At 65.6% G+C, this 18,528-nt stretch carries 18 protein-coding genes and 1 pseudogene; 12 read left to right on the plus strand and 7 right to left on the minus strand.

Annotated features, from left to right (window positions below; translation table 11 throughout):
• Positions 1-167: 167 nt before the first annotated feature.
• The 8 genes from dnaK (at position 168) to ACNJYA_RS01100 (ending at position 7,547) form a co-directional block, all read left to right on the plus strand.
• Positions 168-2,069 (plus strand): molecular chaperone DnaK, encoded by a 1,902-nt coding sequence (gene dnaK, locus ACNJYA_RS01065; protein ID WP_439401866.1) that lies wholly within the window; start codon positions 168-170, stop codon positions 2,067-2,069.
• Positions 2,070-2,311: 242 nt separating this feature from the next.
• Entirely contained in the window at positions 2,312-3,448 is a 1,137-nt protein-coding gene (dnaJ, locus tag ACNJYA_RS01070) for a molecular chaperone DnaJ (RefSeq protein ID WP_172787787.1), read from the plus strand.
• Positions 3,449-3,536: 88 nt separating this feature from the next.
• Positions 3,537-4,136, plus strand: coding sequence for a class I SAM-dependent methyltransferase (locus tag ACNJYA_RS01075; protein WP_172787786.1), 600 nt, complete (start codon positions 3,537-3,539; stop codon positions 4,134-4,136).
• 56 nt (positions 4,137-4,192) lie between these two features.
• Positions 4,193-4,771, plus strand: coding sequence for an NADPH-dependent FMN reductase (locus tag ACNJYA_RS01080; protein ID WP_439401867.1), 579 nt, complete (start codon positions 4,193-4,195; stop codon positions 4,769-4,771).
• 6 nt (positions 4,772-4,777) lie between these two features.
• Positions 4,778-5,488 (plus strand): orotidine-5'-phosphate decarboxylase, encoded by a 711-nt coding sequence (gene pyrF, locus ACNJYA_RS01085; RefSeq protein WP_439401868.1) that lies wholly within the window; start codon positions 4,778-4,780, stop codon positions 5,486-5,488.
• A 25-nt stretch (positions 5,489-5,513) separates the two neighbouring features.
• Positions 5,514-5,825, plus strand: coding sequence for a DUF1330 domain-containing protein (locus tag ACNJYA_RS01090; protein WP_036003256.1), 312 nt, complete (start codon positions 5,514-5,516; stop codon positions 5,823-5,825).
• Between the two features lie 258 nt (positions 5,826-6,083).
• A complete protein-coding gene (dapB, locus tag ACNJYA_RS01095) occupies positions 6,084-6,899 on the plus strand; it encodes a 4-hydroxy-tetrahydrodipicolinate reductase (RefSeq protein WP_439401869.1) in 816 nt (271 codons plus the stop codon).
• A gap of 24 nt (positions 6,900-6,923) precedes the next feature.
• Positions 6,924-7,547: a 2,3-bisphosphoglycerate-dependent phosphoglycerate mutase gene (locus tag ACNJYA_RS01100; RefSeq protein WP_439401870.1), complete on the plus strand. Its 624-nt coding sequence runs from the start codon at positions 6,924-6,926 to the stop codon at positions 7,545-7,547.
• A 131-nt stretch (positions 7,548-7,678) separates the two neighbouring features.
• On the opposite strand, the gene ACNJYA_RS01105 is transcribed toward ACNJYA_RS01100, so the two are convergent.
• Together ACNJYA_RS01105 and ACNJYA_RS01110 are read right to left on the minus strand one after the other, a co-directional pair.
• Positions 7,679-8,575, minus strand: a complete 897-nt coding sequence (locus ACNJYA_RS01105; protein ID WP_212257817.1) for a methylated-DNA--[protein]-cysteine S-methyltransferase — start codon at positions 8,573-8,575, stop codon at positions 7,679-7,681.
• A 54-nt stretch (positions 8,576-8,629) separates the two neighbouring features.
• Complete coding sequence (locus tag ACNJYA_RS01110) at positions 8,630-9,163, minus strand: DUF2244 domain-containing protein (RefSeq protein WP_439401871.1); 534 nt, start codon at positions 9,161-9,163, stop codon at positions 8,630-8,632.
• Positions 9,164-9,185: 22 nt separating this feature from the next.
• Here ACNJYA_RS01110 and nth point away from each other — a divergent pair, with 22 nt between their 5' ends.
• Positions 9,186-9,938 carry an endonuclease III gene (gene nth, locus ACNJYA_RS01115; protein ID WP_439401872.1) on the plus strand — a complete coding sequence of 251 codons (753 nt, stop codon included), beginning with the start codon at positions 9,186-9,188 and terminating at the stop codon, positions 9,936-9,938.
• Positions 9,939-9,960: 22 nt separating this feature from the next.
• Here the strand turns inward: nth and ACNJYA_RS01120 are convergent, their stop codons facing one another.
• The 3 genes from ACNJYA_RS01120 to ACNJYA_RS01130 form a co-directional block, all read right to left on the minus strand.
• Complete coding sequence (locus tag ACNJYA_RS01120) at positions 9,961-10,701, minus strand: sulfate transporter family protein (RefSeq protein ID WP_271510322.1); 741 nt, start codon at positions 10,699-10,701, stop codon at positions 9,961-9,963.
• Positions 10,702-11,074: 373 nt separating this feature from the next.
• Positions 11,075-11,527 (minus strand): nickel-responsive transcriptional regulator NikR, encoded by a 453-nt coding sequence (gene nikR, locus ACNJYA_RS01125; protein WP_439401873.1) that lies wholly within the window; start codon positions 11,525-11,527, stop codon positions 11,075-11,077.
• Between the two features lie 199 nt (positions 11,528-11,726).
• A complete protein-coding gene (locus tag ACNJYA_RS01130; RefSeq protein WP_439401874.1) occupies positions 11,727-14,201 on the minus strand; it encodes a heavy metal translocating P-type ATPase in 2,475 nt (824 codons plus the stop codon).
• A gap of 63 nt (positions 14,202-14,264) precedes the next feature.
• On the opposite strand from ACNJYA_RS01130, the gene ACNJYA_RS01135 reads away from it, so the two are divergent.
• Both ACNJYA_RS01135 and ACNJYA_RS01140 read left to right on the plus strand, forming a co-directional pair.
• Positions 14,265-14,540 carry a metal-sensitive transcriptional regulator gene (locus tag ACNJYA_RS01135; protein WP_260381501.1) on the plus strand — a complete coding sequence of 92 codons (276 nt, stop codon included), beginning with the start codon at positions 14,265-14,267 and terminating at the stop codon, positions 14,538-14,540.
• Between the two features lie 204 nt (positions 14,541-14,744).
• Positions 14,745-14,930: pseudogene (locus ACNJYA_RS01140) on the plus strand (metal-sensitive transcriptional regulator); the annotation flags it as partial.
• Between the two features lie 237 nt (positions 14,931-15,167).
• Here the strand turns inward: ACNJYA_RS01140 and ACNJYA_RS01145 are convergent.
• Positions 15,168-16,124 carry a YiiX/YebB-like N1pC/P60 family cysteine hydrolase gene (locus ACNJYA_RS01145; RefSeq protein ID WP_439401875.1) on the minus strand — a complete coding sequence of 319 codons (957 nt, stop codon included), beginning with the start codon at positions 16,122-16,124 and terminating at the stop codon, positions 15,168-15,170.
• 192 nt (positions 16,125-16,316) lie between these two features.
• Between ACNJYA_RS01145 and ACNJYA_RS01150 the strand changes: the two genes are divergently transcribed.
• Entirely contained in the window at positions 16,317-17,705 is a 1,389-nt protein-coding gene (locus ACNJYA_RS01150) for a flavin monoamine oxidase family protein (protein ID WP_439401876.1), read from the plus strand.
• Here the strand turns inward: ACNJYA_RS01150 and ACNJYA_RS01155 are convergent, their stop codons facing one another.
• A complete protein-coding gene (locus ACNJYA_RS01155; RefSeq protein ID WP_172789481.1) occupies positions 17,706-18,476 on the minus strand; it encodes a sulfite exporter TauE/SafE family protein in 771 nt (256 codons plus the stop codon). It abuts the gene before it with no gap.
• Positions 18,477-18,528 lie beyond the last annotated feature (52 nt).

The following is an 18,528-nucleotide window of genomic DNA, read 5'->3' on the forward strand; positions in this document are numbered from 1 at the left end:
CCAATGTTTTAGCGGCAGAAACGTAGCTTCGGTCCTTGCGGGCCCCTCCCCCCCTCCTATATGAGCCTCAATCATCGCAATATCGCGGATGTTTGATCTTAGGGGGTTTCGGTTCGGGTGCCTCTTGGGCCCAGCCAACCTGCCGCAAAAAGAAGGATATCAGGACCATGGGAAAGGTCATTGGGATCGACCTCGGCACCACGAATTCGTGCGTCGCCGTGATGGATGGCAAGAACGCCAAAGTCATCGAGAATTCCGAAGGCATGCGCACGACGCCTTCGATCGTCGCCGTCACGGATGACGGTGAGCGCCTCGTCGGCCAGCCGGCCAAGCGCCAGGCCGTCACCAATCCCGAGCGCACCTTCTTCGCAGTGAAGCGCCTCATCGGCCGCCGCTACGACGACCCGATGGTCGAGAAGGACAAGAAGCTCGTTCCCTACAAGATCGTGAAGGCTTCCAACGGCGACGCCTGGGTCGAGGCCGACGGCCAGACCTACTCGCCCTCGCAGGTCTCGGCGTTCATCTTGCAGAAGATGAAGGAGACCGCGGAAACCCATCTCGGCCAGAAGGTCGAGCAGGCCGTCATCACCGTTCCCGCCTACTTCAACGACGCCCAGCGCCAGGCGACCAAGGACGCCGGCAAGATCGCGGGCCTTGAAGTGCTGCGCATCATCAACGAGCCGACCGCGGCCGCGCTCGCCTATGGTCTCGACAAGACCAAGGCCGGCACCATCGCGGTATACGACCTCGGCGGCGGCACGTTCGATATCTCCATTCTCGAAATCGGCGACGGCGTGTTCGAGGTGAAGTCGACCAACGGCGACACCTTCCTCGGCGGCGAAGATTTCGACATGCGCCTGGTCGGCTATCTCGCCGACGAATTCCAGAAGGAGCAGGGCATCAACCTGCGCAACGACAAGCTCGCCCTGCAGCGTCTGAAGGAAGCCGCTGAAAAGGCCAAGATCGAGCTGTCCTCGACGACGCAGACCGAGATCAACCTGCCCTTCATCACCGCGGACCAGACCGGCCCGAAGCATCTGACGATGAAGCTCACCCGCGCCAAGTTCGAGGCGCTGGTCGACGACCTCATCCAGAAGACCGTCGAGCCCTGCCGCAAGGCGCTGAAGGACGCCGGCGTCACCGCCGGTGAGATCGGCGAGGTCGTGCTGGTCGGCGGCATGTCGCGCATGCCAAAGGTCCAGGAAGTCGTGAAGCAGCTGTTCGGCAAGGAGCCGCACAAGGGCGTCAACCCGGACGAAGTCGTGGCGATCGGTGCCGCGATCCAGGCCGGCGTGCTCCAGGGCGACGTCAAGGACGTGCTGCTGCTCGACGTGACCCCGCTGTCGCTGGGCATCGAGACGCTGGGCGGCGTGTTCACCCGCATCATCGACCGCAACACCACGATCCCGACCAAGAAGAGCCAGGTGTTCTCGACGGCTGAAGACAATCAGAATGCCGTCACCATCCGCGTCTTCCAGGGCGAGCGTGAAATGGCGGCCGACAACAAGATGCTCGGCCAGTTCGACCTGATGGGCATTCCGCCGGCCCCGCGCGGCATGCCGCAGATCGAGGTGACCTTCGACATCGACGCCAACGGCATCGTCAACGTTTCGGCCAAGGACAAGGCCACCGGCAAGGAGCAGCAGATCCGCATCCAGGCCTCCGGCGGCCTGTCGGAAGCCGACATCGAGAAGATGGTCAAGGACGCCGAGGCCAATGCCGAGGCCGACAAGAGGCGCCGCGAGGCCGTCACCGCCAAGAACGAGGCGGATGGTCTGGTGCATTCGACCGAGAAGGCCTTGGCCGAGCACGGCTCGAAGGTTGCCGAGAGCGAGCGCCGCGCCATCGAGGATGCCGTCAGCGACCTCAAGGAAGCGCTGAAGGGCGACGATGCCGAGGCGATCAAGGCCAAGACCCAGACGCTGGCGCAGGCTTCGATGAAGCTCGGCGAGGCCATGTACAAGCAGCAGGCCGAGGCCGACGCCAAGAAGGACGCGGCCAAGGACGACGTCGTCGACGCGGAATTCACCGAGGTCGACGACGACAAGAACAACAAGAAGTCCGCTTAAGCCCCGAGAGGGTGACGATGCGGACGGCTTGGACCCCACACACGCTACCGGCCTCCTCCCTCGCGGGGGAGGCCGTCGTGTCGGGACGGGGCGAGGCGCCCGTTACGATCAATCAATTCCCGACCGTTATGCTGAACGCAGGCACGGTGCCCTCTGCCGCAAGGCGGAAGGCTGCCTATATCGTCGCTTGGCGACGTCGTTTTGCTCCAACTTGAATCGCGATTGGATAGACCGAGTCCCACATGTCCACGTCCACCAAGCGCTGCTATTACGAGACCCTCGAAGTCGAACGCGACGCCGACGAAGGCAAGCTGAAATCGTCGTTCCGCAAGCTCGCAATGAAATTCCATCCCGACCGCAATCCGGGGGATGAGACCAGCGAAGTCAAGTTCAAGGAAATCAACGAGGCTTACGAGGTCCTGAAGGACAAGGACAAGCGCGCCGCCTATGATCGCTACGGCCACGCCGCGTTCGAGCAGGGCGGCGGCTTCGGCGGCGGCGCTGGTTTCGGTGCGGGCTTCGCCTCCTCTTTCTCTGACATTTTCGAGGATCTGTTCGGCATGGCCGGACAGCGCGGCCGCGGCGGCCGCGAGCGCGGCGCCGACCTGCGCTACAACATGGAAATTACGCTCGAGGAAGCCTTTGGCGGCAAGACCGCGCAGATCGAGATTCCGGTCTCGGTCACCTGCGAGGCCTGCTCGGGCATCGGTGCCAAGGCCGGCACCAAGCCGAAGACCTGCTCGACCTGCGGCGGCGCCGGCCGCGTGCGACAGTCGCAGGGCTTCTTCACGCTGGAGCGGACCTGCCCGGGCTGTCAGGGCCGCGGCCAGATGATCGAGGACGCCTGCCCGTCCTGCTCGGGACAAGGGCGGGTGACCCGCGAGCGGACGCTCTCGGTCAACATTCCGCAAGGCGTCGAGGACGGCACACGGATCAGGCTCGCCGGCGAGGGCGAGGCCGGCGTCCGCGGCGGGCCGCCCGGCGATCTCTACATCTTCCTGTCGCTGGCCCAGCACCAGTTCTTCCAGCGCGACGGTGCCGACCTGCATTGTCGCGTGCCGATCTCGATGGTCACCGCCGCGCTCGGCGGCGAATTCGAGGTGCCGACCATCGAGAAGGGCAAGACCAAGGTGAAGGTGCCCGCCGGCACCCAGTCGGGACGCCGATTCCGCATTGCATCAAAGGGCATGCCGGTGCTGCGGTCGCGCCAGATGGGCGACATGTACGTTCAGGTCATGGTCGAGACCCCGCAGAACCTGACCAAGAAGCAGCAGGAATTGCTGGCCGAGTTCGAAAAGCTCTCCTCCGGCAACACCCAGCCGGAAGCCGAGGGTTTCTTCGCCAAGGTCAAGGATTTCTTCGGCAATCGGGCGAATTGACTCGTCTTGACCGTATCGCCTCCGGCCTATACGTCTTTATGACCATTTTCTGACACGCCGCGGTCCCGCGGTTCCGTCCGGTCCCGACATGCCATTGCCATCGTCCGCGCGTGCGTTGAAGAAGCCTCGTCTTGACGACGAGGTGCGCTTTCTCAGGTCGTGGATCGAAAAGCCCCTGCACATGGGCGCGGTGATGCCGTCCGGCAAGCTGCTGGCGCGGACCATGGCGCATTATGTCGATCCCGATTCCGACGCACCGGTGGTCGAACTCGGACCCGGCACCGGCGCCATCACCTCCGCGCTGATCGAGCGCGGGGTCGACCAGAAGCGTCTCGTTCTCGTCGAATACAATCCCGGCTTCTGCGCGCTGCTGCGTGACCGCTACCCGCAAGCCAAGGTGGTGCAGGGCGATGCCTATCGCCTGCGCGATACGCTCTGGAATGTCTTGAGCGCGCCGGCCAGTGCGGTCGTGTCCGGCCTGCCGCTCGTCACAAAACCGATGCTGACGCGGCTGCGGCTCGTCCGCGATGCCTTCACCGCTCTCGCGCCTGGTGCGCCGTTCATCCAGTTCACCTATGCGGTGGTGCCGCCGATCCCGAAATCGCTGCCCGGCGTGTCCACAGAGGCCTCGGAACGGATCTGGATGAACCTTCCGCCGGCCCGCGTCTGGGTGTATCGCAAGCATTAATTCCGCCGGCTCCTCCTTTGCGCGGCGGGCTCGTTTCGCCGAACGCGTGGGATTGGATGCCAGCTCCCAAGATCCTGATCATTCCCGGCTCGCTGCGCACCGGCTCGCACAATGCGAAGCTGGCGGCGGTGGCGGCCTACGAATTCGCGCAGGCCGGCGTCGACGTCACCCGCATCTCGCTCGCCGATTTTCCGCTGCCGATCTACGACGGCGATCTCCAGGCCAAATCCGGCGTGCCCAAGCACGCGATCAATCTGAAGCGCATGATCGGCGCGCATCACGGCGTCCTGATCGTCTCGCCCGAATACAACGCCTCGGTGCCGCCGCTGCTGAAGAACGCGATCGACTGGGTCAGCCGGGTGCACGAGCTGCACGAGGCGCGCGGCGAGGTGTTCCGCAAACGCGTCTTCGCGCTTGCCGGCGCGTCCCAGAGCCGGTTAGGTGCCGCCCGCGCGCTGCAGGCGCTGCGGCTGATCCTCTCCTCCTGCCACGCCAATGTGATTGCGAGCCAGCTCACGCTCGCCTTTGCCGACCAGGCCTATGACGATATGGACAGGCTGAAGAACGAGGGCGATATCGCCGCGCTGAAGGAGCTGGTCGCGCAGTTGATCGACGTTTCCCAACGCATGATGTGAGGTGACATGACGCCAGCCGAAATCGCCCCAAAGGACCGCCTGATCGTAGGCCTCGATCTGCCCAGCGTGGATGCCGCGGAGGCGATGGTCGCAAGGCTCGGCGACAGCGTCACCTTCTACAAGATCGGTTATCGCCTTGCTTACGCCGGCGGGCTGCCCCTCGTCGGCAAGCTTGCCGACAGCGGCAAGAAGGTCTTTCTCGATCTCAAGCTGCACGACATCGGCAATACCGTGATGCAGGGTGTTCAGAGCATCACCAGGCTCGGCGCTACCTTTCTGACCGTCCATGCCTATCCGCAGACGATGAAGGCGGCGGTCGAAGGTTGCGCGGGCTCCGGGTTGAAAATTCTCGCCGTCACTGTGCTGACCTCCTACAACGACGACGACCTGCATGCGGCGGGCTATCGACTCCACGTTTCCGAACTGGTTGAAGCGCGGGCGGCGCAAGCGCAGGCGCTTGGCGTTGCCGGCATTGTCTGCGCGCCGGAGGAGGTCGGCAATCTGCGCAAGGTCGTGGGGCACCAGACGAGTCTCGTCACCCCAGGCATCCGGCCCGCCGGCACGGCCGCTGGCGATCAAAAACGCATCATGACCCCCGGGCGCGCGATCGCTGCGGGTGCCGACTATCTCGTCGTTGCGCGACCCGTGATCGAGGCTGTCGATCCCAAGGCAACAGCCGAAGCCATCCACGCCGAGATCGCGCAGGCGCTCGGTTAACCCACCAACAACAGGGAGAAGAACAATGGCAAAGGGTTACTGGATCGGGCGTGTCGATGTCAGCAATGACGAGGGCTACAAGCCCTACGCGATCGCCAACGGCCCGATCTTCAAGAAATGGGGCGGCCGTTTCGTCGTCCGCGCCGGCAAGTTCACCGCCGTCGAAGGCGCGAGCCGCAACCGCAACGTCGTGATCGAATTCCCGGACTACGAGACCGCGCTCGCCTGTTACAACTCGCCGGAATACCAGGCCAACATCAAGGTGCGCCAGCCGCACTCGATCGCCGACCTCATCGTCATCGAGGGCTATGACGGCCCGCAGCCGCAGGACGGCTGAGGCTCTTTCTTACCCTCCCCTGGAGGGGGAGGGTCGCTGAGCATGGAGCGAAGCGGAATGCGCAGCGGGGTGGGGTGATCTCTCCACGCGGGCACTGTTCGTCGCGGAGGGACCGTCACCCCCGCTCGCGCTGCGCGCGATCGACCCTCCCCCTCCAGGTCCCTCCAGGGGAGGGTAAGAGCGCGTCACCGCCCCAGATCCCCCTCGGTTGCCGGAACTGCCTCCCCCCGCTACAACGGCTCCGAAGAGGATCACACCATGTCCGACATGCGGTTGATTGTTGCGGGAGCCGGCGGCCGGATGGGCCGGGCGCTGGTGCGGGCAATTGCCGAGAGCAAGGGTGCGGTGCTGGCCGGCGCGCTGGAGGCGCCGGGCTCCGACCTGCTCGGCAAGGATGCCGGCGTGCTCGCCGGCCTGCCGGCCAATGGCATCAAGCTTTCCGCCGATCTCTGGGCGATGTCCAAGGACGCCGACGGCATCCTCGATTTCACCGTGCCGGCGGCGACCATCGCCAATGTCGCGATCGCCGCCGAACGCGGCCTCGTGCACGTCATCGGCACCACCGGGCTGTCCGGCTCCGACAATGCGGTGATCAAGAGCGTCACCAATCGCGCCGTCGTGGTGCAGTCGGGCAATATGAGCCTCGGCGTCAACCTGCTTGCCGCCGTGGTCAAGCGCGTCGCCAAGGCGCTCGACCAGAGCTTCGACATCGAGATCGTCGAGACCCATCACCGCATGAAGGTCGATGCGCCCTCGGGCACGGCGCTGATGCTGGGCCAGGCCGCAGCCAGTGGCCGCGGCGTCAGCCTCGACGACCATTCCGAGCGTGGGCGTGACGGCATCACCGGCGCGCGCAAGCCCGGCCATATCGGTTTCGCCTCCTTGCGCGGCGGCACCGTCGCCGGCGATCACAGCGTGACCTTCCTCGGCGCGTTCGAGCGCCTGACGCTGTCGCATCAGGCCGAGGACCGCATGCTGTTCGCACATGGCGCGCTGAAGGCGGCACTATGGGCGCACGGTAAGGCGCCGGGGCACTACTCCATGGCCGACGTGCTCGGCCTATCCGACATCTAAACTGAACAACACGGAAAGCAGTTGATGAGCGAACGTCTTCTCGTGCTCGTGCGCCATGGCCAGAGCGAATGGAATCTGAAGAACCTGTTCACGGGATGGAAGGACCCTGACCTTACCGAGCTCGGTATGAACGAAGCCAAGGAAGCCGGCCGCAAGCTGAAGGCACAGGGCCTGGTGTTCGACGTCGCCTTCACCTCGGTGCTGACGCGCGCGCAGCACACGCTCGACCTCATCCTCGCTGAGCTTGGCCAGGAGGGGCTGCCGACCTCGAAGGACCTCGCGCTCAACGAGCGCGACTACGGCGATCTCTCCGGTCTCAACAAGGACGACGCCCGCAAGAAATGGGGCGAGGAGCAGGTCCATGTCTGGCGCCGCTCCTACGACGTGCCGCCGCCCGGCGGCGAAAGCCTGAAGGACACGCTCGCACGCGCACTGCCGTATTACGTGCAGGAGATCCTGCCCGGTGTGCTCAACGGCAAGCGCACGCTGGTTGCCGCCCACGGCAACTCGCTGCGCGCACTGATCATGGTGCTGGAAAAGCTCTCACCCGAAGGCATTTTGAAGCGCGAGCTCGCGACGGGCGTGCCGATCATCTACCGCCTCAACGCCGACTCGACCGTGGCCTCGAAGCTGGATCTGGCGGGTTAAGCGTCGCGGCAGACACGCTGTCGTAGGGTGGGCAAAGCGAAGCGTGCCCACCATCTATCTATGATCGCGGAAGAATGGTGGGCACGGCGCTATGCGCCTTTGCCCACCCTACGGCAGTGTGCGTGTTACGCCTACTGCAGCCCCAGCTGCCCGGCTTCCCAGCCCAGCATCGCCTGCTTGCGCGTGATGCCCCAATGATAGCCGGTGAGCGTGCCGCTCTTGCCGAGCGCGCGGTGGCAGGGCACGACGAAGGAGACCGGGTTCTTGCCGACCGCCGCGCCGACGGCGCGCGAGGCCTTCGGATTGTTGATGTTGCAGGCGATGTCGGAATAGGACACCGCGCGCCCCATCGGAATTCTCAAGAGCGTCTCCCACACCCGCACTTCGAAATCGGTGCCGATCAGCACCACGCGCAGCGGCTGATCCGGCCGCCACAATTTTGGATCGAAGATGCGCGCTGCGATCGGCGCGGTACCGTCGTGATCTTCCACATAGGTGGCGTTCGGCCAGCGCCGCGTCATGTCGGCGAGCGCGATCTTCTCCTCGCCGTGATCGGCGAAAGCGAGGCCCGACAAGCCGCGGTCGGTGGCGATCACGATCGCGGTACCGAACGGCGAGGGATGGAAGCCGTAGCGCAGGGTGAGGCCGGCGCCGCCGTTCTTCCACTCGCCCGGCGACATCGCCTCATGCGTCACGAAGAGATCGTGCAGCCGGCCCGGCCCCGACAGGCCGGAGTCGAGCGCCGCGTCGAGGATGCTGGCGGAATCCCGCAGCAGGTTCTTGGCGTGGTCGAGGGTGAGCGCCTGCATGAAAGCCTTCGGCGTGATCGAAGCCCAGCGGCGGAACAGATGGTGCAGTTCGTCCGGCGTCACGCCGGCGGCATCCGCCATCGCCTCGATGGTCGGCTGCGCGCGCCAGTTCGCCGAGATGAAGGCGATCGCCCGCCGCACCGAATCATAGTCGCGCAACGCGGCGTTCTGGGTGCCCGGTTTGGTCAGGCGCTGGTCATGTATCGCAAGGGTCATCATGACCGGAAATGTAGGGGAGGGGGCGGCGCGAAACCACCCGATTTCCGACTGTGCTCAGGTCACCGGATTATAGGTCGGGCCACGCCGCGCGGCGTTCAGGGCCCCAACCAAGGCATTGTAAAAGCTCGCTTTTTCTTCCGGCCCGAGAAAGCCTGCGATGCGCAGCCGGCGGCCGCGGGAGATCAGATAGAGGTGCTCGATGCCGTATTCCTCGTCGACCTCCTGGTCGAGCCTGACCCAGAGCGGATTGAAGGTCCATTCGGCAACCTGGCCGCGATGGCTGACGCGTCGCACCCGCAATTCCGTCGGCGTCACCACGATCTCCTCGCTGGCCCGTGCCGCGCGAAAATTGACCTTGAAGGCCCACCAGATCACGAGCACGTCGAGACCGAAGAAGCCGAACACCGGCCAGGCGCCCATCATCAGGAAAGCGACGCCCGTGACGAAGCTGACGGCGCTCAGGAACAGCATCACGGCGAGAAAGCCGGTGCGGTTCAGCGAGCGGTGCGGCGTCAGCAGCGCGGAGAAGATCTGAGGCTCGTCCTCGCTTTCAGATCGCGGCCGCGCAATTTCGTTGCCTGTGCTCATCGTCCATCAGTATATCCCGATCATGGCGAAAATCACCCGCAAGCCGGTCCCGCGCAAAGCGGCAGTTCCAAAGAAAAAGGCAAAGCCGGTCGCGACCAAGCCGAAAGCGCCCGCGAAGAAATCGCTCAAAGCCACCAGACCCTGGACTCCCGCCGAGGTCCACGAGGTCTTCAGTCGTTTCCGCAAGGCCAATCCGGAGCCGAAGGGCGAGCTCGAGCACGTCAATCCGTTCACGCTGCTGGTCGCCGTGGTGCTGTCGGCGCAGGCGACCGATGCCGGCGTCAACAAGGCGACGCGGGCGTTGTTCGAGGTCGCCGATACGCCGCAGAAGATGCTCGATCTCGGCGAGGAGCGCTTGCGCGACTACATCAGGACCATCGGCCTCTACCGCACCAAGGCAAAGAACGTGATCGCGCTGTCGGCCAAGCTGCTCAGCGATTTCGGCGGCGAGGTGCCGCGCACGCGCGCCGAGATCGAGTCGTTGCCCGGTGCAGGACGCAAGACCGCCAACGTCGTGCTCAACATGGCCTTCGGCGAGCACACCATGGCGGTCGACACGCACGTCTTCCGCGTCGGCAACCGCACCGGACTTGCGCCGGGCAAGACACCGCTCGAGGTCGAGCTCGGTCTCGAAAAGGTAATCCCGGCCGAGTTCATGCTGCACGCGCATCATTGGCTGATCCTGCACGGCCGCTATACCTGCCTCGCCCGCAAGCCGCGCTGCAAGGTCTGCCTGATCAACGATCTCTGTCGCTGGCCGGAGAAGACGGTCTGAGACAGCGCCGTGCCGGGTGCATTTATCGCACCTGCCGCGCCGGCTCGATCAGCTCGGGCCGCGGGCCTGACAGGCGCTTGTGCATGTGGACCATGAAGGCCATGCCGAAGATCGGCGTCGCCAGATTGACGATCGGGATCGAGACGAAGGCGGCGATGAACAGACCGGCGGTGAAGATGGTCGCGGCATTGTCGCGCCGCATCGCCTTGGCTTCCTCCGGCGGGCGGAAGCGCATCGCGGCGAGCTCGAAATATTCGCGGCCGAGCAGCCACGCGGCGGCGACAAAGAAGATCAGGAAACCGGCGCCGGCGAACAGCACCAGCGGCAGAGCGATCAGATAGACCAGGATCGTCAGCAGCGCGGTCTTGATGCCCTCGAGCATCGCCTGGCTGAACGGCAGCGCGGCGCCCGGCCGCTCGGCGGGATAATGTTCGCGCTCGACGATCTCGGCGACGTCGTCGACGAACAGGCTCGCCACCAGCGAGGTGATCGCAGGCATCAGGAAGATGCCGCCGAACACAACGCCGAGGCCCGCCGCGATCGAGACGATCCAGGAGAGAACCTCGAGCGAGGAATGCCAGCCCGGCCCGAGCAGGCCTTCCAGCCACACCTCGCCGGAGGTGGCAAACCAGCTGAGCAGCCGCTGCAAGCCGATCGCCAGCACGGTGATCAGCACCAGCGCAAGCCCGATCGACCGCCACAGGATCGAGCGCATCGGCGGCGAGATCATTTGCGACAGCGCCTTGATGGCGGCATCCAGCATGGGGGACCCTCGGAGGTAAACGACCTGCGAGAGGTAGAGATGCAGGGCGACTTCGGCAAGGGCGTGGGGCCGCGCTCCGTCGGCCGCGAGCGCGGCGCGAGCCCTTGCTTACCTCCCCTGGGGTATCGCATATGACTTGTGGCGGCGGTCTGCGCGCACGCCTCGTCCTTCGAGACGGCGCTGACGCGCCTCCTCAGGATGAGGCTAATTATCGTCAGTGCCCGTTGAAACTGCTGCCGCGCACTCCGCCCTCATCCTGAGGACCCCGCCTCAAGCGGGCGTCTCGAAGGATGGCCGCAGGGAAAAGCTCTCAAATGCGATAGCCCTCCCCTGGAGGGGGAGGGTAAGAGTCGCCACTCTCTGCCAGAGTAGCCTACTCGTGCCGATGGCCATGCCCGTGCCTGCGCGCCTTCGCCGGCTTGCCGTCGCCCGTCGGGATCATCACCACGCGGCCGTAGCGCACGCCGCGCTCGGCGATGATGTGGTCGGCGAAATGCCTGACCTCGGCGGCCGCGCCGCGCAGCGCCGTCATCTCCATGCAATTGTTGTCGTCGAGATGGACGTGCAGCGTCGCCAGCGCGAGGTTGTGGTGGCCGTGGAATTCCTGCACCAGCCGTTTCGACAGATCGCGCGCCGCGTGGTCATAGACGTAGACGAGGCCGGCGACGCATTGGCCGGTCTGCGCGGTATCCTCGGCGCTCTGCTGCAGGCCGGCGCGGGCGAGGTCGCGGATGATCTCGGAGCGGTTCTGGTAGCCGCGCGCTTCAGCCGCCGCGTCGATCTCCGCCAGGAGATCGTCCTCGATCGTGATCGTAATCCGCTGCATCAGGTCCTCCGCGGGCGCCGCTCTCTCTCACCTCGCCCTGCTTGCGGGGAGAGGTCGGAATTCAAGCGTAGCTTGAATTCCGGGTGAGGGGGACTCTCCGCGAATCCAATTGTCACCGTCCCTGTGGAGACTCCCCCTCACCCCAACCCTCTCCCCGCAAGCGGGGCGAGGGAGCGCACCGACCTCGCAGCCAAAGCGGTCACAGCCGCGTCGCACGCAGCCGCAGCGCGTTGCCGACGACGCTCACCGAGGACAGCGCCATCGCCGCCGCGGCGATGATCGGGGAGAGCAACAGACCGAACGCCGGATAGAGAACGCCGGCCGCGATCGGAATCCCGGCGGCGTTGTAGATGAAGGCGAAGAACAGGTTCTGCCGGATGTTGCTCATCGTCGCCTGCGACAGTTTCCGCGCGCGGACGATGCCAACGAGGTCGCCTTTGAGCAGCGTCACGCCGGCGCTCTCCATCGCAACGTCGGTGCCGGTGCCCATGGCGATGCCGACCTCGGCCGCCGCCAGCGCAGGCGCGTCGTTGACGCCGTCGCCGGCCATGGCGACGCTGCGGCCGGCCTTCTGCAGTTTTGTCACCACGGCGCTCTTCTGGTCCGGCAGCACCTCCGCTTCGACCTCGGCGATGCCGAGCCGGCGCGCCACGGCCTCGGCCGTGGTGCGGTTGTCGCCGGTCAGCATGATCACCTTGATGCCTTCGCCCGCGAGCGCCTTCAGCGCCTCCGGCGTCGAGGCCTTGACCGGATCGGCGATCGCGAACAGGCCGGCCAGCCGGCCGTCGACCGCCATGTTGATCACGGTGGCGCCGTCGCCGCGCAGCCGTTCGGCTGCGGCGTCGAGCGTTGAGGTGTCGATGCCGATCGACGACAGGTATCTGGCATTGCCGAGCACGATGGTCTTGCCGTCGACCTCGCCGGTCGCGCCCTTGCCGGTCGGGGAATCGAACTGCTCGACTTGCCCGAGATTGAGCTGCTTTTCCTTGGCCGCGCGCACGATGGCGTCCGCCAGCGGATGCTCGCTGGCGCGCTCGACGGTGGCCGCAATGCGCAGGATGTCGTCCTCCGCAAAGCCGGACGCCGGCACGATCGAGACCACCTTGGGCTTGCCCTCGGTCAGCGTGCCGGTCTTGTCGACTACCAGCGTGTCGATCTTCTCCATCCGCTCCAGCGCCTCGGCGTTCTTGATCAGGACACCGGCTTGCGCGCCGCGGCCGACGCCGACCATGATCGACATCGGGGTGGCCAGGCCCAGCGCGCAGGGGCAGGCGATGATCAGCACGCTGACCGCCGCGACGAGGCCGAAGGCGAGCCGCGGCTCCGGTCCGAACCAGGCCCACGCGCCAAAGGCTGCGACGGCGACGACGATCACTGATGGCACGAACCAGCCGGCGACCTGGTCGGCCAGGCGCTGGATCGGCGCGCGCGAACGCTGCGCATCCGCCACCATCTGCACGATCTGCGACAGCAGCGTCTCGCGCCCGACCTTGTCGGCGCGCATGATGAAGCTGCCGGACTGGTTCAGCGTGCCGGCGATGACTTTTGCACCTTGCTCCTTGGTGACCGGCATGGATTCGCCTGTCACCAGCGATTCGTCGAGCGACGAGCGGCCTTCGAGGATGATGCCGTCGACCGGCACCTTCTCGCCGGGACGGACGCGCAGGCGATCGCCGGCGTGCAGCGTGTCGATCTCGACCTCATGTTCGCTTCCGTCGGCATCGACGCGGCGCGCGGTCTTCGGGGCGAGCTGCAGCAGCGCCTTGATCGCGCCCGAGGTCGCATCGCGGGCGCGCAGCTCCAGCACCTGGCCGAGCAGCACCAGCACGGTGATGACCGCGGCGGCTTCGAAATAGACCGCGACCGCGCCTTCATGGCCGCGGAAGGTGGCGGGGAAGATCTGCGGTGTGACCGTGCCGAGCACGCTGTAGACATAGGCAACGCCCGTGCCCATCGCGATCAGCGTGAACATGTTGAGATTGCGCGTCAGCAGCGATTGCCAGCCGCGGACGAAGAATGGCCAGCCGGCCCACAGCACCACGGGCGTTGCGAAGACGAGCTGGATCCAGTTCGACAGCGTCGGATCGATCCAGCTGTGGGGGCTTGCGAGATGGCCGCCCATCTCCAGCACCACCGGCGGCAGCGACAGCACGCCGCCGATCCAGAACCGCCGCGTCATGTCCGCGAGCTCCGGATTGGGGCCGGTCTCCAGGCTTGCGACCTCAGGCTCCAGCGCCATGCCGCAGATCGGGCACGTGCCCGGCCCGACCTGGCGGATCTGCGGGTGCATCGGACAGGTGTAGATCGTGCCCGCGGGCATCTCCGGTTCGGGCGCCTTGTCCTTGGCAAGATACTTGGCAAGATACTTGGCGGGATCGGCGGCGAACTTGGTGCGGCAGCCGGCCGAGCAGAAATGGAAGGTCTCGCCATGATGTTCGAAGCGATGCTTCGAGGTCGCGGGATCGACGCTCATGCCGCAGACGGGGTCTTTGACCTTGGTTGCGGCGTTGCCATGATCGTGGGCGTGATGATGGCCATGGCCGGTATGATCGCCGTGGCCGCCGCAGCACGAGGGAGCCTCGGGCTTGGCCGCCGGCGCTGCAGCTTTCGTGGAACAGCCGCACCCGGCAGGCGTTTCCGCGCTGTGACGATGCTCGTGCTCGTTGTTGTTCATTGCCATGTTCCGGCCTTTGCGCCTGGTCTTGAAACCTATACCCGGTAGGGGTATATAGACGCCATGCGCAAGGACATCAAGGTATCCGTCGGAAAACGTCTCGGCCGGATCGAGGGCCAGGTTCGTGGCCTCTCGAAAATGGTAGAGGAAGACCGCTACTGCATCGACATCGTGACGCAAATCGCAGCGGTGCGCGCCGCGCTGCGCCGGGTCGAGGAAGAGGTCCTGAAGGATCACGTCGCCCATTGCGTCGAGCACGCCATCGCGAGCGGCGACAAGGCCGACCAGCGCGCCAAGATCGCGGAGTTGATGGCGGTGATCGGACGGGCGGAGCGGTAACCCTCGCGCTCTCTTCCGTCATTGCGAGCGCAGCGAAGCAATCCAGACTTTTAGCGCGGAGGCAGTCTGGATTGCTTCGTCGCAAGAGCTCCTCGCAATGACGGTAGAGAAGTCTCGTAGGGTGGGCTAAGCGGAGCGTGCCCACCATCCGTTAGTGATCGCGTGAGAACGTGGGCACGGCGCTTCGCGCCTCTGCCCACCCTACGAGACTGCATCGACATCGTGACGCAAATCGCGGCGGTGCGCGCCGCACTGCGCCGGGTCGAGGAGGAGGTCCTGAAGGATCACGTCGCCCATTGCGTCGAGCACGCCATCGCGAGCGGCGACAAGGCCGACCAGCGCGCCAAGATCGCGGAGTTGATGGCGGTGATCGGACGGGCGGAGCGGTAAGCCTCGCGCTCTCCATCGTCATTGCGAGCGCAGCGAAGCAATCCAGACTTTTACCGCGGAGGCAGTCTGGATTGCTTCGTCGCAAGAGCTCCTCGCAATGACGGTGGAGAAGTCTCGTAGGGTGGGCAAAGCGGAGCGTGCCCACCATCCCTCAGGGATCGCGTGAGAACGTGGGCACGGCGCTTCGCGCCTCTGCCCACCCTACGAGACCGGGCGAGATCTCTCCGCGCGCCGAACCTAAGCCGCCAACTCCCGCGTCTGCGCGCGGTACACCGCGAGCTCGCTGAGCAGCACAAAGTGCTCGGAGAAAACCACGCTGGCTTGCGCGCTCACTTCTTCAGCCGGAATCTCAGTCGGCGTCTCTTCGTCAATCGCCTCAGGAACGAGCGGCGGCGCACGGAGCGCTTCTGGAAACACACTGAACGTGCCCGCCACCTCCTCGAGCGGCTTTTGCTTGTCGGCCCAGTGCAGGGCGGTGTAGTCGAATCCATTGACGATGGTGGGCTTGACCACCTCGAAATAGGGCGAGATGTCGAAGTCGCGGGGCATGTAGAGCGAGGAATCGCGGATGTGCAGGATCTCGCGCCGTGCGGCGCGGCTGCCGGCCTTGGTGATCTTCGGCAGGATCGGATAGCGCACCGCGTCGAACGCCTGCGCGATCAGGGCCGAGCAGATGATTTTGGTCGGGTCACCTGAGCCGATCGCGATCATGCGCCGGCGCCAGCGCTGCGGTATCGGCAGCGGGAACAAATAGCGCATGAGGTCGACGATGTTCTTGGTGTCGTAGCCGAAGCCGATGCGGTTGATCGCATAGCGGCAGACCGTGGTGCGGTCCTCATAGGACAGCCCGACCGGGCGGCAGAGGCGGGTGTGATAGGGGAAATATTTCGAGAGCGGTGCCGAGGTGACGCCTTCGCCGATGTTGGCCTCGATCAGAACATGTGGCTCGCCATTAGGCTCCTCTGCGCCCTCGATCGGACCGACATAGAGCGCGGCATGCGACCAGGTCGACTGGGTCAAATATTTGATGATGCCGGAGATGCGGTTGTTGCCCTCGACCAGCAGCACGTCGCCGGGCGCGATGACGCCGCGCAGATGCTCCGGGTCGCTCGGCGTGAACGGCTCATAGCCCGGCACCTCCTTTGAGAGGTACGCGGCAATCAGCTTGCCGACAGAATCCAGGACCGTCCCCATCTCGAACTCCCCCCACGGCCTTTTCCGGCCGTCTTTTTCCCTTCTCTATCATGGTCGAAACGTGTTGCAATTCGGTTCATCGCTCTGTGAGATCAAGCATGATTGATTCACCATGATGGTTGCTGCGCAACATCAGATACGGCAAGGTTCGCGGGCTGTTCCCGTTCGCCGCAAGTCCCCGGAAACCATGACATGACAATCACGCGCCGCGGCTTCCTTTCGGCGTCCGCGGTCCTTGCGGCGATGCCGGTGCTGCGCGCATCCGCCGCGCCCCTGCCGCGCGAGGCCGACATCGTGGTGATCGGTGCGGGGGCTGCGGGAATTGCCGCGGCGCGGCGTATCATGGCAACGGGCCGCAAGGTCATCGTGGTGGAAGCAGCATCGCAAGTCGGCGGCCGCTGCATCACCGACAGCACGACCTTCGACACCCCGTTCGACCGCGGCGCGCGCTGGATGCACAATCCCGACACCAACCCGATGATCCGGCTGGCGCGCAGTGCCGGGCTCGACGTGCTGCCGGCGCCCTCGGGCCAGAAGATGCGCATCGGCCGCCGCAACGCCCGCGCAGGCGAGACCGAGCAGTTCCTGGCCGCCCTGGTGCGCGCCAACCGTGCCATCGACGAGGCCGCGCGGGGCAAGCTCGATACCTCCTGTGCCGCCGTGCTGCCGAAGGATCTCGGCGACTGGGCCGGCGCGGCCGAGTTCATGCTCGGCGCGAGCTTCGCCGGCAAGGACCTGAAGGAGCTGTCCGCGATCGACAAGGGACGCGCGCAGGACCGCAACGCAGCGATCGCCTGCCGCCAGGGCCTGGGCACGCTGATCGCCAGGCTCGCCGAGCAGGCGCCGGTGGCGCTGGCGACACCGGCGAGCCGCATCGCCTGGAGCAACCGCGACGTCAGCGTCGAGACGCAGGCCGGCAAGATCACCGCGCGCGCCGCCATCGTCACGGTCTCGACCAACGTGCTGACATCGGGCGCCATCAAGTTCGCCCCCGACATTCCCAAGCGAACGCTGGATGCGGCATCGAAGCTCAGCCTCGGCAGCTACGATCGCATCGTGCTGCAGCTGCCGGGCAATCCGCTCGGCCTCTCGCGCGACGACATCCTCATCGAGCAGAGCAATTCGACCCGCACGGCGTTGATGTTCGCCAATATCGGCGGCTCCTCGCTGTGCTCGATCGATGTCGGCGGCTCGTTCGGCCGCGATCTCTCGGAGCAGGGCGAGAAGGCGATGGTGGCCTTTGCCAAGGAGTGGATCGCAAAGCTGTTCGGCAGCGAGGCTGCTTCCGCCGTGCAGAAGACCAGCGCCACGCGCTGGAATGCCTCGCCCTACGTGATGGGCGCAATGTCGGCGTCTGCGCCCGGCGGCCAGCTCTCGCGAAAGATTCTGACCGAGCCGATCGGCAATGTCTTCCTCGCCGGCGAAGCCACGCACGAGACGCTTTGGGGCACCGTCGATGGCGCCTGGGACAGCGGCGAACGCGCCGCGGATGCAGCCCTGCGCAAGATCGGCGCGCTCAAGGACGAGCCTGCAGATGTGCCGACGCAGTCGACCAAGAAGCGGCGCGTGCCGAGGCAGTAGTTACCGCAACACGCCGTCCAACGCCGGCAGCCCAAAGATCACGGCCATCGCAATCAGCGCGTAGCAGATGCCGCGAAACACTTTCTCGCTCGCGCGCCCGAACAGCGAGGCGCCGAAGGCGACGCCGAGGGCGTAGACGGGGCCGACGATCAGCGACAGCACCAGCGATTCGCGGCTGATCAGGCCGGTGGTTGCGTAGCTGACCATCGAGAAGAAATCCGACGCGCCGAAGAACAGCACGATGTTGGCGCGCGCGACGATCGGCGCGATCGGGCGGCCGAGCCAGTAGCCGACGATCGGCGGGCCGCCGGTCTGCGCGAGACCGCTGCAGAAGCCGGAGAGGCCGCCGATGCCGACCGACAGCCAGGCGTGGTCCTTGCCGCGATAGCGCCACCCCGACAGCAATAGCAGCAACAGCGCCGCGACGAAGCAGGAGATGATCCAGCGCGTGGTGACGGGTTCGAGCACGCTGAGGAAATAAGTGCCGATGGGTACGCCGATCAGCGCGCCCAGCACGATGACCGCGGTGGCCTTGCGATCGGCCTTCCGCCAGGCCTCGGGCAGCAGCGGCGCGGCCGCGACGAAGTCGATGACGAGCAGCAGGGCTGCAACGAGCCGCGGCGCCGCGAAGCTGCTTGCCAGTGGCATGAAGATCAGCGCCGCGCCGAAGCCGGAGAAGCCGCGCGCGGTGCCCGAAACGAAAGCGACGGCGCAGAGCGCCGTCGCGATCGTGAGGCTGAAGTCCTTCGGAAGGAAATCAGCGAAGGTCATGCTCTATGACTCCCAAGCATGACTTTTGTCCGAAAACCGCTTCACACTTTTC

Source organism: Bradyrhizobium sp. BLXBL-01, from assembly GCF_051853025.1.
Taxonomy (GTDB): Bacteria; Pseudomonadota; Alphaproteobacteria; order Rhizobiales; family Xanthobacteraceae; genus Bradyrhizobium.

Excerpts from the sequence above, each read along its gene's own strand:
- dnaK (WP_439401866.1), top strand. The coding sequence starts at position 168 with ATGGGAAAGGTCATTGGGATCGACCTCGGCACCACGAATTCGTGCGTC.
- dnaJ (WP_172787787.1), top strand. The coding sequence starts at position 2,312 with ATGTCCACGTCCACCAAGCGCTGCTATTACGAGACCCTCGAAGTCGAA.
- ACNJYA_RS01075 (WP_172787786.1), top strand. The coding sequence starts at position 3,537 with ATGCCATTGCCATCGTCCGCGCGTGCGTTGAAGAAGCCTCGTCTTGAC.
- ACNJYA_RS01080 (WP_439401867.1), top strand. The coding sequence starts at position 4,193 with ATGCCAGCTCCCAAGATCCTGATCATTCCCGGCTCGCTGCGCACCGGC.
- pyrF (WP_439401868.1), top strand. The coding sequence starts at position 4,778 with ATGACGCCAGCCGAAATCGCCCCAAAGGACCGCCTGATCGTAGGCCTC.
- ACNJYA_RS01090 (WP_036003256.1), top strand. The coding sequence starts at position 5,514 with ATGGCAAAGGGTTACTGGATCGGGCGTGTCGATGTCAGCAATGACGAG.
- dapB (WP_439401869.1), top strand. The coding sequence starts at position 6,084 with ATGTCCGACATGCGGTTGATTGTTGCGGGAGCCGGCGGCCGGATGGGC.
- ACNJYA_RS01100 (WP_439401870.1), top strand. The coding sequence starts at position 6,924 with ATGAGCGAACGTCTTCTCGTGCTCGTGCGCCATGGCCAGAGCGAATGG.
- ACNJYA_RS01105 (WP_212257817.1), bottom strand. The coding sequence starts at position 8,575 with ATGATGACCCTTGCGATACATGACCAGCGCCTGACCAAACCGGGCACC.
- ACNJYA_RS01110 (WP_439401871.1), bottom strand. The coding sequence starts at position 9,163 with ATGAGCACAGGCAACGAAATTGCGCGGCCGCGATCTGAAAGCGAGGAC.
- nth (WP_439401872.1), top strand. The coding sequence starts at position 9,186 with ATGGCGAAAATCACCCGCAAGCCGGTCCCGCGCAAAGCGGCAGTTCCA.
- ACNJYA_RS01120 (WP_271510322.1), bottom strand. The coding sequence starts at position 10,701 with ATGCTGGATGCCGCCATCAAGGCGCTGTCGCAAATGATCTCGCCGCCG.
- nikR (WP_439401873.1), bottom strand. The coding sequence starts at position 11,527 with ATGCAGCGGATTACGATCACGATCGAGGACGATCTCCTGGCGGAGATC.
- ACNJYA_RS01130 (WP_439401874.1), bottom strand. The coding sequence starts at position 14,201 with ATGAACAACAACGAGCACGAGCATCGTCACAGCGCGGAAACGCCTGCC.
- ACNJYA_RS01135 (WP_260381501.1), top strand. The coding sequence starts at position 14,265 with ATGCGCAAGGACATCAAGGTATCCGTCGGAAAACGTCTCGGCCGGATC.
- ACNJYA_RS01145 (WP_439401875.1), bottom strand. The coding sequence starts at position 16,124 with ATGGGGACGGTCCTGGATTCTGTCGGCAAGCTGATTGCCGCGTACCTC.
- ACNJYA_RS01150 (WP_439401876.1), top strand. The coding sequence starts at position 16,317 with ATGACAATCACGCGCCGCGGCTTCCTTTCGGCGTCCGCGGTCCTTGCG.
- ACNJYA_RS01155 (WP_172789481.1), bottom strand. The coding sequence starts at position 18,476 with ATGACCTTCGCTGATTTCCTTCCGAAGGACTTCAGCCTCACGATCGCG.